This is a genomic window from Rhizobium sp. AQ_MP (genome assembly GCF_014237835.1).
In the GTDB taxonomy this organism is placed as follows: domain Bacteria; phylum Pseudomonadota; class Alphaproteobacteria; order Rhizobiales; family Rhizobiaceae; genus Allorhizobium.
The window spans coordinates 1-13,506 of the sequence record NZ_JACJVI010000028.1; the positions used below are offsets into that span (position 1 = coordinate 1).

At 61.1% G+C, this 13,506-nt stretch carries 9 protein-coding genes; all 9 read right to left on the reverse strand.

Annotated features, from left to right (window positions below):
* Positions 1-649 precede the first annotated feature (649 nt).
* The 9 genes from cysG to H6M51_RS23250 all read right to left on the reverse strand — a co-directional run bounded on the left by cysG (position 650) and on the right by H6M51_RS23250 (position 13,017).
* Positions 650-2,125 carry a siroheme synthase CysG gene (gene cysG, locus H6M51_RS23210; RefSeq protein ID WP_185812172.1) on the reverse strand — a complete coding sequence of 492 codons (1,476 nt, stop codon included), beginning with the start codon at positions 2,123-2,125 and terminating at the stop codon, positions 650-652.
* Positions 2,097-4,754, reverse strand: coding sequence for a nitrate reductase (locus H6M51_RS23215; RefSeq protein ID WP_185812173.1), 2,658 nt, complete (start codon positions 4,752-4,754; stop codon positions 2,097-2,099). Before H6M51_RS23215 ends, cysG begins: the two co-directional genes overlap by 29 nt.
* A 30-nt stretch (positions 4,755-4,784) precedes the next feature.
* The gene (gene nirD / locus H6M51_RS23220; RefSeq protein WP_185812174.1) at positions 4,785-5,120 is read right to left on the reverse strand and encodes a nitrite reductase small subunit NirD; all 336 of its coding nucleotides are present in this window, start codon (positions 5,118-5,120) and stop codon (positions 4,785-4,787) included.
* A gap of 4 nt (positions 5,121-5,124) precedes the next feature.
* The gene (gene nirB / locus H6M51_RS23225) at positions 5,125-7,572 is read right to left on the reverse strand and encodes a nitrite reductase large subunit NirB (protein ID WP_185812175.1); all 2,448 of its coding nucleotides are present in this window, start codon (positions 7,570-7,572) and stop codon (positions 5,125-5,127) included.
* 5 nt (positions 7,573-7,577) lie between these two features.
* Positions 7,578-8,375 (reverse strand): ABC transporter ATP-binding protein, encoded by a 798-nt coding sequence (locus H6M51_RS23230; RefSeq protein WP_185812176.1) that lies wholly within the window; start codon positions 8,373-8,375, stop codon positions 7,578-7,580.
* An 11-nt stretch (positions 8,376-8,386) separates the two neighbouring features.
* Positions 8,387-9,286: a nitrate ABC transporter permease gene (ntrB, locus tag H6M51_RS23235; RefSeq protein WP_185812177.1), complete on the reverse strand. Its 900-nt coding sequence runs from the start codon at positions 9,284-9,286 to the stop codon at positions 8,387-8,389.
* Positions 9,287-9,465: 179 nt separating this feature from the next.
* Entirely contained in the window at positions 9,466-10,764 is a 1,299-nt protein-coding gene (locus H6M51_RS23240; protein WP_185812178.1) for a CmpA/NrtA family ABC transporter substrate-binding protein, read from the reverse strand.
* Positions 10,765-11,117: 353 nt separating this feature from the next.
* Positions 11,118-12,389, reverse strand: a complete 1,272-nt coding sequence (locus H6M51_RS23245; protein WP_185812185.1) for a CmpA/NrtA family ABC transporter substrate-binding protein — start codon at positions 12,387-12,389, stop codon at positions 11,118-11,120.
* A 34-nt stretch (positions 12,390-12,423) separates the two neighbouring features.
* Positions 12,424-13,017 (reverse strand): ANTAR domain-containing response regulator, encoded by a 594-nt coding sequence (locus tag H6M51_RS23250; protein ID WP_102019625.1) that lies wholly within the window; start codon positions 13,015-13,017, stop codon positions 12,424-12,426.
* Positions 13,018-13,506: the final 489 nt, after the last annotated feature.

Here is a 13,506-nt window from a genome sequence, read left to right on the forward strand (position 1 = left end):
CGCTGCGAAGCAGACTGCAGGGCCAATCGGCTCGTAATCCACCGCTTCCAGTGCTTTGAAGTCAAAACTGTCCACCACCTATCCACACCGTTCAAGGCGGCAGCCGGCGAACAGTCAAGTGACGGCTATCGACCCCATGCTGGACATTCAGCCCACAGAAGCCGAGCGGCAGCTTTTGGAAAATCTTGCCGACCACGTGAGCGACCAGAAGGGAGGCGCAAAGCGGCCACCCGGAAGCGCTTATATCACCTTTGGGCTTCAGCCCTCCCGAGCGGAAATAATTGCCGCTCTCCCGCCATGTTGACGTCGGCCCAAAGCCAGGGCACAAAGATGGCATCCACGGTCGGTCGCGGCAGGAAAACAGAGGGAAATCAAAGGCGATTTTTTTAGGTCTTTGAAATCATGTGAGAATCCAGGCTCTCCAGGCAGGCCATTTTAGGCCGGTTGTCCGCTGAAAATCAGCGGCTATTTCTGAGGGAAAACGCGACGCATTCTCAACAAGTTGAGTAATTTTGGCTACCGCCCTTAGGCCATCCGTCGTGCTTAAGCAGGTCTCGCGGAATTGGCTGGGGACCTTCTGGAACCCCACCTCCGGTGTCCCAAAAAGGGCAACAGCGCCACTACTGCTCAGCGATTTTCGCACCGTTGGTCAAACGTGCACGAACCTCTTTTCCCGAGAACGGGGATCGTGGTTGAGAATCGTGGCCTCGGCTTCCCTGCCGAAAACTGCGCCGACACCGATCAGGACAGGTTCGTCGACGCCGATTGTTTGCATGGCATCTGCCAGGCCTCCAAGGTGCCCGGCCCAGCGGCGTTCCTGCATGCGGCTGACGGAGGACACGACGACGACCGGTGTCTCGGACGACATGCCGTTCTGACTCAGCCGTCGCTCGATCTGCCCTGCCATCCGCCCACCCATGTAGAAGACGGTTGTCTGGTTGGCTTTGGCGAGCGAGGGCCAGTCCAGGGTTCTCGGCAGTTCCGCTTTCCGGGAATGGCCGGTGACGAAACGAACCTGCTGAGCGTGGTCGCGGTGGGTTAGCGAGGTCTTCAGCGACGCCGCCATGGCAGAAGCAGCGGTGATGCCCGGCACGACGTCGACGGCAATCCCCTCGCTTTCCAGTCTGGCAATTTCTTCGCCCGCGCGACCGAAGATCATCGGGTCCCCCGACTTGAGGCGGACGACACGTTTGCCGGCCTTTGCGAAACGCACCATCATGTCGTTGATATCGTCCTGGCGGCAGCTTTCCCGGCCGCCTCTCTTGCCAACGAGGAAGCGTTTCGCCTCTCGTCTCGCCAGTTCCAGAACATCGGGCGAGACGAGGTCGTCGAAGAGGATGACGTCGGCCGCCTGCAATGCCCGCATGGCCTTCAGCGTCAAAAGTTCGGCATCACCGGGCCCTGCCCCAACCAGTGTCACCGATCCCGAGCCCGGAGCAGACGCGATCTGCTCCGCCGTCACCAGCAATTCGTCCGCAGTCTCTTCCGTCGGCGGTTCATTCGTCATCAGGCTTTGCGCAACGAACCGCTCCCAGAAGAGCCGCCTTGGCCCACCGGGCGCTAGCCGGCGATTGACCGCTTCTCTGAGCCGATGCGCAAGGCTTGCCCATTGCTTCAAGGACGGCGGCAAGAGTGTTTCGATCCGCTGGCGGATGGCCTGGGCAAGGATGGGTGCAGCCCCATCTGTCGAGATCGACACGATTACCGGCGAGCGATTGACGATCGAGCCAAACTGGAACTGGCAGAAGGCTGGCTTGTCAATCACGTTGACGGGGACGCCCGCCGCACGCGCTGCACAAAAGAAGGCGCGCGCCTCGTCCTCGGTTTCGCAGTCGGCGAGCGCAAGTGATGCTCCGGTGAAGATGCCGCAATGCCATGGGTGTGCGTGGTGGATCAGGGAAGTCCGCTCGATCAGCGCCGTCATGGTCTCGCCGAGATCATCGGTTTCGCAATAGAGTTCAACCATGGCACCGCAGGCCTGCAGTAGCTCGGCCTTCCAGGCGGCGCCATCCGATCCGCCGGCAATCACCGCTCGTTTGCCTTGAAGGCTCCAGAAGACTGGAAGCTTCGCGAGCGGTGAAATACGTTCGTGACCGTCACTCGGCGGCAACAGGTTGCGTCGCATCCAGGATCCTCCTGATTTCGGGGCGGCACGAGCCGCAATTCGTTCCGGCACTCAAGGCAACGCCGATGGCCTCAATCGACCGGCAGCCACCTCGTGCAGCCGCGTTGATCTGGTTGATGCCGACCGAAAAACAGGAACAGACAATCGCGCCCTTGTCCGGCCGGCCGGCAGCCGGGCGACCCGCAATCAGCATCGAGCGCGCGCTGCGATCCGAATGGCTTTGCCAGAGCTGGTCGACCGCCCATTGCCGCGAGACAGAGACCGGGCTCGACGAGACGAACAGGCCGGCCAACAGTTTCTCTCCCTCGAAGGCGAGCAAGCGGTGGTCACCGGCTCGCTGGTCCATGTAGCCGGAGGATTCATGATGATCCTCAAGCTGCAGGCTGCGCCGCAGCCAGGCATCCCAACCCTCGGCAGGTGGATCACCTGCAAATTCCACGCGGTAGCCGCCTTCAGCTTTCGCGATCGACCAGTAGGCAAACGGCAGATCGAGCGGGCGCGTTGCCGACACCAGGAATCCGTGGCCTTTCGCCACGTGGCGGGTGACGGACGCGCGAGCCATTTTCAACGCCGGTTGGCCCGAGATCGGATCGACGCGGGAGGAGACCAGTGTATCGACGCGGGCGCTGGGCGCCGTCTCGCCCGTCCAGTGCATCGGCACGAAGATCGAGCCGCGGCTCTGGCGTTCGGTTAGCAGGGCCCGCACGATGATCGACCTGCCGTTAGCACCCTCGACGTTCACCAGATCAGCATCGCCGATTCCGGCTTTATCCGCGTCCGCCGGATGGATCTCGCAGAAGGGTTCGGCGATATGCGCGGAGAGCCGGGCACTTTTCCCCGTTCGCGTCATAGTGTGCCAGTGATCGCGGATCCGACCCGTGTTCAAGGTGAAGGGATGGCATTCATCGGCCTCTTCAAGCGCCGGTGCAGTGACAGATACAAAGCGCGCCTTTCGGTCGGCAGTGAAGAAGCCCCCATCGGCGAAAAAGCGAGGAGCCGATGATCCGTCTTGGCGCAACGGCCATTGGAATGGCAGGAGTGCGTCATAGGTTTCCGCGTCGATCTCGGCATGAGCGCCAATGTCGAAATCTCGCTGGCCCCCGTTCTCGAAGGCGGAGAGCGCCGCGTGCTCGGCATAGATATCGGCCGGATCGCGATAGTCGAAACCGGGACCGAAGCCTAAGCGTTTGCCGACCTCCGCCAACTGCCACCAATCGGCGCAGGCCTCGCCTGGAACGGACAGGAATGGCCTCTGCCGGGAGATGCGTCGTTCGGAATTCGTCACCGTTCCTGATTTTTCGCCCCAGCCGCTGGCCGGAAGCAGGACATGGGCGAGACGGGCCGTGTCGGTATCCTTCTGGATGTCGGAGACGACCACGAAGGGACAGGCCTCAAGCGCTGCCTTGACTGCAGCGGCATCAGGCATTGAGACCACAGGATTGGTGGACATGATCCAGATCGCCTTGATCCGCCCATCGGCAACGGCCTCGAACATGTCGACGGCCTTCAAGCCAGCCCGCTCAGCAATGACCGGCGACTTCCAGAAGCGTTGCACGCGCTCGCGGTGATCAGGGTTCTCGATTGCCATATGAGCCGCGAGCATGTTGGCGAGCCCGCCGACCTCACGGCCACCCATTGCATTCGGCTGGCCGGTCAGTGACAGCGGCCCCATGCCGGGTCGACCGATCCGGCCTGTCGCCAAGTGACAGTTGATAATTGCGTTGACCTTGTCTGTGCCGACAGACGACTGGTTGACCCCCTGGCTGTAGCAGGTGACGACCTTCTCAGTCTGCGCGAAGAGGCGGAAGAACTGGCGGAGAAGCATGCCGGAGACACCGGTCGCATCGGAGAGATCCGCCAAGCTTCCGCGCGAAGCGGCGAGCAGGGCTTCGCCAAACCCAGAGGTGTGTTTTCCGACATAGTTTTCGTCGATTGCGCCTGTTTCCGCCAGATAGGCAAGGAGGCCATTGAAGAGAGCGATGTCACAGTCAGGTCGGACCGCGAGATGCAGGTCGGCAATGTCGCTGGTCGCGGTTCGGCGGGGATCGATCACGACGACCTTCATGGCAGGACGGGCAGCCTTGGCTGCCGCTAGACGCTGGTAAAGGACCGGATGGCACCAGGCCATGTTGGAGCCAACGAGGACCACCAGGTCGCTAAGCTCCAGGTCCTCATAGCAGGCGGGCACAGTGTCGGCGCCGAAGGCACGGCGATGTCCAGCAACCGAGGATGCCATGCACAGGCGCGAATTGGTGTCGATACTGGCAGAGCCGATGAACCCCTTCATCAGCTTGTTGGCGACGTAATAGTCCTCGGTCAGCAACTGCCCGGAGACGTAAAACGCTATGGAATCAGGGCCATGATCGGCGATCGTCTGCTGGAAGGTCGAGGCGACCAGATCGAGCGCCTCGTCCCAACCGACGCGTTGGCCATGGATTTCCGGATGAAGTGCGCGACCTTCAAGGTCGAGCGTTTCGGCGAGCGCTGATCCCTTGGAGCAGAGACGACCGTAATTCGCAGGATGGTCCGGATCGCCTCGCACGCTGACCTTGCCCTGGTCATCGACAGCGGCAATTACGCCGCAGCCGACGCCGCAATAGGGGCAGGTCGTCTTGGTTTCACAGGCCATGTCTGCGGCTCCGCGTGTTTATCATCCCAGTTACTCGGCCGCGACCAGCATGCTGTCGAGCATGATGGAGAGATGACCGTCGATGTTGCGGACTGGAATGGTTTTGACCTCGCCCTCGTCGGCCCCGAGCGCGCGGCCGGTTTCGAGCGAGATGACCCAGTTGTGCAAGGGGCAGGTTACTGCCTTTCCATGGACGATCCCCTGCGTGAGCGGGCCGCCCTTGTGGGGGCAGTGATCCTCGATGGCGAAGACTTCGTTCTCGGCTGTGCGGAACACACCGATCTTGCCTTGGGGGGTCTTCACGCAGCGCGCGCCACGTATCGGAATTTCGTCAATAGTGCCGATTGCGATCCAGTTTCCGCTCATCGCCTCACTCCGCAGCCTGATTGTAGTTGATGGTCGCCATCGGCTTGAACTCATGCTTGTCCTTGCCGGAGACGCGCTCGGACCAGGGGTCGACCTGGGCGAATTTCTGGCTGAAGACAAAGCGGTCGTAGTAGGCGCGGCGCTTGTCGGCATCCCCCATGATCTGGCGGCGGATCTCGTCATGACCGATGCGCTTCGCCCATTTGTAGATGCGCTCGAGATAGCGGCCCTGCTCGCGGTACATCTGGGTTAGCGCCACGATATGCTCCAGCGCCTCGTCCTCGGTCTTCACCAGTCCCAGAACATCGGTCCCCTTGATGTCGAGGCCGGCAGCCCCGGCAAAGTGGATCTCGAAACCACTGTCCACGCAGATAACGCCGATATCCTTGCAGGTCGCCTCGGCGCAGTTGCGCGGACACCCGGATACGGCGAGCTTCAGCTTGGCCGGGGTCCAGGAACCCCACATGAATTTCTCGATGCGGATGCCAAGACCGGTCGAATCCTGCGTGCCGAAGCGGCACCAGTCGGAGCCGACACAGGTCTTCACGGTTCTTAGACCCTTTGCGTAAGCCTGGCCTGACACAAAGCCGGCCTTGCCGAGATCGGCCCAGACGGCGGGCAAGTCTTCCTTCTCGATGCCGAGCAGATCGATGCGCTGGCCGCCAGTCACCTTGACCATGGGGATTTCGAACTTGTCGACGACATCGGCGATGGCGCGCAATTCGGCGGCGTTCGTCACGCCCCCCCACATGCGCGGGACAACGGAATAGGTACCGTCCTTCTGGATATTGGCGTGGACGCGTTCATTGATGAAGCGCGACTGGTAATCGTCGGCATATTCGTCGGGCCAGTCCGCGACGAGATAGTAGTTGAGCGCCGGGCGGCATTTGGCACAGCCGCAAGAAGTCTTCCATTCCAGCTCCTGCATGACGGCAGGAATGGTCTTCAACCCCTTGGCCTTGATCAGCCGGCGGACATCGTCATGGCCAAGTTCGGTGCAGGAGCACATCGGCGTGACGGCGGCGGGATTGTAGCCGTCGCCCAGCGTCAGGACCATCAACTGTTCGACAAGTCCTGTACAGGAGCCGCAGGAGGCGGATGCCTTGGTATGGGCGCGCACGTCATCGAGCGAGGTCAGGCCCTTGGAGGAGATCGTCGTTGTGATCTTCCCCTTGCAGACGCCGTTGCAGCCACAGATCTCTGCATCATCCGGCAAGGCTGCAACGGCCGCCATAGGGTCCAGCGGAGTTCCCCCCTGATAGGACTGGCCGAAGATCAGGGTGTCGCGCATCTCAGAGATATCGGTTCCGCGCTTCATCAGGTCGAAGAACCAGGAGCCATCTCCCGTTTCGCCATAGAGGACGGCGCCGAGGATCTTGTTGTCCTTCAGCACGAGGCGCTTGTAGATGCCGGCCGAGGCATCGCGCAGCACGATTTCCTCGCGGTCCGGCGCTTCTGCGAAGTCGCCGGCGGAGAACAGATTGATACCAGTGACCTTGAGCTTCGTGTTGACGACCGAGCCGTGATATTCGGCCGAACCGCCAGTCAGCCGATCGGCGAGAACCCGGGCGGCCTCGTAGAGTGGCGCAACCAGGCCGTAGCAGGTGCCGCGGTGTTCGGCGCATTCGCCAAGTGCAAACACGTTCGGGTCCGAGGTCATCATGCCGTCGTCGACGACAATGCCGCGGTTGACGGCGATTCCGGCTTCCTTGGCGAGGCTCGATGCCGGGCGGATGCCGACGGCCATGATCACCATGTCGCCTGATATCACGCGACCGTCTTCCAGCTCGATGCCCTCGACCTTTTCGGTGCCGAGGATCTGTTTTGTGTTGGCCTTGGTGATGATCTCGATGCCGCGTTCGGTGAGCGCCTTCTCAAGCAGGTAGGCGGCGGCCGGGTCGAGCTGGCGTTCCATTATCGTCGGCATCAGGTGGACGACGGTGACATCCATACCCTGCCGCTTCAATCCGTAAGCTGCTTCCAAGCCCAGCAGGCCGGCGCCGATGACGATCGCCCTCCCCTTGCGTTCCGCGATCCTCAGCATGGCGTCGACGTCGTCAAGATCGCGGTAGGGCAGAACGCCTGGCAATTGATGACCCGGCACAGGGATGATGAAGGGCAGCGAACCCGTGGCGATTACGAGCTTATCGTAGGCGACAGTGATACCGTTCGCCGAGGTAACCGTCTTGGCATGGCGGTCGATCCCAGTGACTCTTGCGCCCTTGTGCAGGGTCACGCCGTGCGCCGCGTACCAGTCGTCATTGTGGATGACGATGTCGTCATAGGACTTTTCGCCTGACAGCACCGGCGACAGCATGATGCGGTCGTAATTGACGCGCGGTTCGGCGTTGAAGATCGTCACGTCGAAATGGCCGGGGGCCTTTTCGAACAGTTCTTCCAGCATGCGCCCCGGCGCCATGCCATTGCCGATGATGACGAGTTTTTCAGCCATTGATTTTACTCCGCGGCTTCGACGAAGCGGTGGCGTTCGTAGAGGAACTTCAACACGGCTTCGCGGGATTTGAGATAGGTTCGGTCTGCGGCGAGCGCGATGCGGTCGCGCACCCGCGGGATCGGGACCTCAAGCACCTCACCGATGCGGGCGGCAGGGCCGTTGGTCATCATGACGATGCGGTCGGACAAGAGCGCCGCCTCGTCGACATCATGCGTGATCATGATCATCGTGTTGCCGAGGCGGGCGTGGATCTCCATCACCGCATCCTGCAGGTGGGCGCGGGTGAGCGCGTCCAATGCCCCGAAAGGCTCGTCGAGCAGCAGGATCTTCGGCTCCATGGCGAGCGCCCGGGCGATGCCGACACGCTGTTTCATGCCGCCTGAGATTTCTGCTGGGCGCTTGTCTTTGGCATGCGCCATCTGCACGAGATCGAGGTTGCGCATGACCCAGTCATGCTTTTCCGCCTTGGTCTTCTTGCCCGCAAAGACCTTGGAAACGGCGAGATTGACGTTTTCGTAGACGGTCAGCCAGGGCAACAGCGAGTGGTTCTGGAAGACCACGGCGCGTTCCGGACCCGGTTCGTTGACCTCGACATTTTCGAGGAGGACAGCGCCGGCAGATACCCGCGTCAGGCCGGCGATCAGGTTGAGCAGCGTGGACTTGCCACAGCCGGAATGGCCGATGATGGAGACGAATTCACCTTTGCCGATCGTGAGGCTTACGTCCTTCAGGACCTCGGTCTTTGTACCGCCACGTTCGAAGCTTTTGTCGATATGGTCGATTTTGAGATAGGCGTTCATGGTCGCTCTCCTCAGTTCTTCGCGGTGCCGCGGGTGATGACGTTGCCGAGGAGGGCGACGAGCTTGTCGAGGACAAAGCCGGTCACGCCGATATAGGCGAGCGCCACGATGATGTCGGAGAGACGCGAGGAATTCCACGCATCCCAGATGAAGAAGCCGATGCCGACACCGCCGGTCAGCATTTCGGCGGCAACGATGGCCAGCCACGACAGGCCGACGCCGATGCGAAGGCCGGTGAAGATGTAAGGGGCAGCAGCCGGCACCATGATGCGGATGAAGAATTCCAGCGGGTTGAGGCGGAGCACACGGGCGATGTTGCGATAGTCGTCTGGAATGTTGCGCACGCCGACGGCGGTGTTGATGATCACAGGCCAGATCGACGTGATGAAGATAACGAAAATCGCCGACGGGTTTGAATTCTGGAAGGCCGCAAGCGACAGCGGCAGCCAGGCAAGCGGTGGTACCGTGCGCAGGATCTGGAAGATCGGGTCGAGACCGCGCATGGCCCAGACCGACTGACCGACGACGGCACCGAAAAAGACACCTACGACGGCGGCGAGGCCAAAGCCGATCGCGACACGCTCGAGCGAGACGAGAACGCGCCAGGCAAGGCCGATATCCTGCGAGCCATAGTCGAAGAACGGATAAGCAATGAGATCATAACTGTCGATCCAGACCTGCGACGGTGGTGGCAGGGTTGCTCCCGGGCTTGAGCAGGCGATCTGCCAGATGGCCAGCAATGCAATCAGCACCACGAGCGGCGGCAATACATTGCGACAGATGGCCGCCAGCGGCTTCCGGATGTCGAGCTTAGCGGCTGGGCGCTGTGCGATCATGACGACCGTGCCTGTCCTAGTCGCTGAAATGGCCGTCGCCTCGTCGGTATCAGTCTTGCGGGCGGTTGCGGTCATGGTGTGGTCCCTTTAGGCGGTTGGTGTTCAGTTCATGTCGAGAGATTGCCCCTCACCCGGCTGCCACCACCCTCTCCCCGCAAGCGGGGAGAGGGGAGACAGAGCGCCAGCCTTTCCACTTGCCCCTTCTCCCCGCCTGCGGGGAGAAGGTCCCGGTAGGGGGATGAGGAGCAGGCAAACTAGGCGCCGGTCTTGATCGTCAGGCTATCGAGATAGGCCTTCGGGTTTTCCGGATCGAAGACCTTGCCGTCGAAGAAGGTTTCCGGACCGCGCGAGCTCGAGGCTGGGATATCGGCGGCGGCGATACCGAGGTCGGCGGCAGCCGCGCGCCAGATGTCCTCGCGGTTCACCTTGTCGACCAGCGCCTTGATATCGGTATCGGGTGCGAACTTGCCCCAGCGGATGTTCTCGGTGAGGAACCAGGCGTCGTGGCTCTTGAACGGATAGGAAGCGTGGTCCTTCCAGAACTTCATCTCGAGCCCGGTGTTCTCGGCGAGACGGCCATTGCCGTAGTTGATCGTGCCCTTGAGGCGGCCGGCGACATCCTTCGGCGGCACGTTGAACCACTGGCGCTTGCCGAGGATCGCCGACATCTCTTCCTTGTTGTCCATGCTGTCGGCCCAGATCTGGGCTTCCATCACCGCCATCATCAGCGCCTTTGCGGCGTTTGGATTCTTTTCGATCCAGTCGGTGCGCAGGCCGAGCGCCTTTTCCGGATGGCCCTTCCACAGCTCGCCGGTGGTGCAGGCGGTAAAGCCAATGCCCTGGTTGACGAGCTGCTCGTTCCAGGGCTCGCCGACACAGAAGGCATCCATGTTGCCGACCTTCATGTTGGCGACCATCTGCGGCGGCGGCACGACGATGGTGGAGACATCCTTGTCCGGATCGATGCCGCCGGCGGCCAGCCAGTAGCGGATCCAGAGGTCATGGGTGCCGCCCGGGAAGGTCATCGCGACCTTGATCTCATTGCCGGCTGCTTTCTTGGCGGCAAAGGCTTCCTTCAGCTTGGAGGCATCGAGCTGAACACCGGTCTCGGCATATTCCTTGGCAACGGAGATGCCCTGGCTATCGAGATTGAGCCGCGCAATGATCGACATCGGCACTGGCACATTGTTCTGGGTAACCTTGCCGGTCGATATCAGGTAGGGCATCGGCGTCAGGATATGGGCGCCGTCGATGCCGTTCGCTTCACCGCCAAGCACGAGATTGTCGCGGGTAGCACCCCAGGAAGCCTGTTTGAGGACTTCCACTTCGGTGAGACCATATTTCGCAAACAGCCCCTTTTCCTGCGCGATGATCAGCGGTGCAGCATCGGTGAGCGCGATATAGCCGAGCTTCACACCGGTCACTTCAGGCCCGGCGGTTGCGGCGAAAGCGCCCGACGGAAACGCAAGGCGGGCAGCACTTGCCAGTGCTGCCGCAGAACCGATCTTGAGAATCCGACGCCGGCTGATGCTCGTTGCTGTGGTCTTGGTCATAGCTGTTTGCCCCTCTTTGTCTGTTGACGGAGATCCGGAAACGAAAAAAACGCCGCATGCTTTCCTGCGGGGTCCTGGCGGGAGGAGCCGGACAGCAAGAAGCCTGCGACGTCATTGTCTGATGGTTATCTGCGCCTCTAAGGCACTCATCCGTCCTGCGATCGCCGTTGACCGTGGACATAGAGAGTGAAGCAAAGACCGTGCCAGTTTCGTCTGGCGACGGTTAAGCGTCCGAAAAACAAGCGCTGTTTTAATGGAAGGTGCGACCGCCTCTCGACGGTCACAAGATCAGCCTGCTCGTTCGAGGGCCTGACTTTTCGTGCAAATGCCTCAGGTTTGTGCACCGCAGCGCATCAGCTATCGACCGTCCTCGGGCTCGACGACAAGCTTGATCGGACCGGAAATCGCTCGACGTAAGCTTGGACTTCATCCGGATCAAAGCGCGTGCCATCCATGAAGCCATCATAGCTGCGAGCGCCCTTCTCGCTTGCCTCGTCCGGCAAGGCGGCATCCTGTCCCAGTGCCGTCACATATAGGTCCGGTCGAAAAGCGCTCCGCGCATGCATCATGCCTTCATCGCTGAAGTCTGCCTGGCCCCAGCGAAGCATCTGGCTATAGATCCAGCTTGCCTGATCTGGCCGCGGATGGTTGGCGGCCCCGCGATGGAAGAGGAAATAATCCGGGACGACCCGTTTTGTCCCCTGCCCATCGAGACTGAACTCGCCATTCAAGACGCGGCGAATGATGCCGGTGGGCGCTGCGATGTATTCCGGCGCGCTCAGGATATCGGCAAGCTCGTTGTGGTGATCGGGGTCATCGCACCAGCGCGCCGCCTGATCGAGCGCGACGATCAGACGGGAGACCGTGTCGGCATTGGCATCGGCCCAATCGGGGCGCATGCCGAGCACCTTTTCAGGCGCCAGAGGCCAGATATCCTGCTTGGCAGCCACGATGCGACCCGTGCCTCGTTCCGACGCAATCATGTTCCAGGGCGCCCCGACGCAGAAGCCATCGATCGCGCCGGCCGCGAGCGCATCCGAAGTCAGCGGTGGCGGAACCACCACCAGGTTCACGTCCCGGTCCGGATCGATGCCACCCGCCGCCAGCCAGTAGCGGAACTCGTAGTTATGCGAGGAGAAGGGATAGGTCATCCCGAGTGTGGGCACCGGTTCGCCCCGCGTTCGCATGTCGGCGAGCAAGGCCGCCAGCGCCCTGGCATTAGCCAAGGCATCGGCATCATCTGCCAGCCCCGTCAAAGTCTTCATCCGTTCGAAGATTCGGGCGGACAAGGTTATGGCATTTCCGCCGCGACCGAGGCAAAAGGGCGCGATCGTCGGCGAGGGATTGGAGCCAAGCCCGAGCATGGATGCGACGGGCATCGGCGAGAGCATGTGGGCAATGTCGAACTGGCGGAAGGCAAGTCGGTCGCGGACATTCGCCCAGGTAACGTCCCGGACCAGCTCGAGGCGCAGTCCCTCCCTTTCAGCAAAGCCAAGCTCTGCCGCGACGATCAGGATCGAGGCATCCATCAACGGGATGTACCCTGCCCTGAGCGTCCTCTGCTCCTTGCCACGCACAGTCACGGGCGCATGGATGGCCGTATCGCCGGATTGGGTTGAAACCATCTCGCTCACCAGCATTCTCCGATCCACGCCGCACTCACAGCAGCAGTCCTGCGGCCGTCACGACGCTCTGGGCGATGTCGGCCAGCTTCTTCTTTTCGTTCATGGCGGTCTGTCGAAGCAGAGCGAAAGCCTGCTCCTCGCTCAAGCCCCGCATTTTCATCAGGATGCCCTTGGCGCGCTCGATGACCTTGCGCTCCTCGAGCGCATTGCGCGCCTCGACCAGTTCGCGCTGAAGGCGGCTGAAGGCATTGAAGCGGCTCACCGCCATGTCGAGGATCGGCTTGATACGCTCTTTTTTCAGCCCATCGACCACATAGGCCGATACGCCGGCATCGACGGCAGCCTCAATGGCGGCAGTATCCGAGCGATCGACAAACATGGCAATCGGCCGCGAAATCATCCGGGTGAGCTGGAACATATGCTCCATCATGTCACGATTGGGGTTCTCGATGTCGATGATGATAACATCCGGATCCATCGTCTCGATCAGCCGCGCGACACCCTGCATCTCATGGATCACCCGGACATTCAGATGCCCGGCTTCGTTCAACCCCTCTTCGATGATCGAAGCCCGAATGGCATTTTCGTCAATGACAAGGATCGTCAGATCAGTTGAAGATTTTGACATGCTCACGTCACGGCTGCCACAGACAACCACGAGTGCTGCGTGGTTCGCAGACATATCTCTGGAGCCACTGCTGCGTCCAACACGCGCCGTGGCTTCCTTTCAACTGCATGAGTGGTCGTGTGTACGGACAATGCGGTCTCCCACTTACATCTCCCATCATCAAGCAAATTTCACGCCAGATTTCTCCAGCAATATCTGTAGGGAGATCGCGGACGCCGAGCTGGTTGGACGCTGAAGCGGTATCTGGATGGTGAAGCAATTCACGATGCAACCGATAGGATGAGGCAAGAGACATCAACCTCACTTTGCACTGCAACTTTCGGAACCATGCGAAATCTGCGTCAAGTAAAGTACGCTATGGGGCGATAGTGTGCTTTCGCTCCATGATCAGAACGAGCGCGCAAGGCGACCGCGCGAATAGGCCCGTCTCACCGTCGGGCTGGTGCTCCCGAGCGGAAATAATTGCCGCTCTCCCGCCATGTTGACGTC

Excerpts from the sequence above, each read along its gene's own strand:
- cysG (WP_185812172.1), bottom strand. The coding sequence starts at position 2,125 with ATGCGACGCAACCTGTTGCCGCCGAGTGACGGTCACGAACGTATTTCA.
- H6M51_RS23215 (WP_185812173.1), bottom strand. The coding sequence starts at position 4,754 with ATGGCCTGTGAAACCAAGACGACCTGCCCCTATTGCGGCGTCGGCTGC.
- nirD (WP_185812174.1), bottom strand. The coding sequence starts at position 5,120 with ATGAGCGGAAACTGGATCGCAATCGGCACTATTGACGAAATTCCGATA.
- nirB (WP_185812175.1), bottom strand. The coding sequence starts at position 7,572 with ATGGCTGAAAAACTCGTCATCATCGGCAATGGCATGGCGCCGGGGCGC.
- H6M51_RS23230 (WP_185812176.1), bottom strand. The coding sequence starts at position 8,375 with ATGAACGCCTATCTCAAAATCGACCATATCGACAAAAGCTTCGAACGT.
- ntrB (WP_185812177.1), bottom strand. The coding sequence starts at position 9,286 with ATGACCGCAACCGCCCGCAAGACTGATACCGACGAGGCGACGGCCATT.
- H6M51_RS23240 (WP_185812178.1), bottom strand. The coding sequence starts at position 10,764 with ATGACCAAGACCACAGCAACGAGCATCAGCCGGCGTCGGATTCTCAAG.
- H6M51_RS23245 (WP_185812185.1), bottom strand. The coding sequence starts at position 12,389 with ATGGTTTCAACCCAATCCGGCGATACGGCCATCCATGCGCCCGTGACT.
- H6M51_RS23250 (WP_102019625.1), bottom strand. The coding sequence starts at position 13,017 with ATGTCAAAATCTTCAACTGATCTGACGATCCTTGTCATTGACGAAAAT.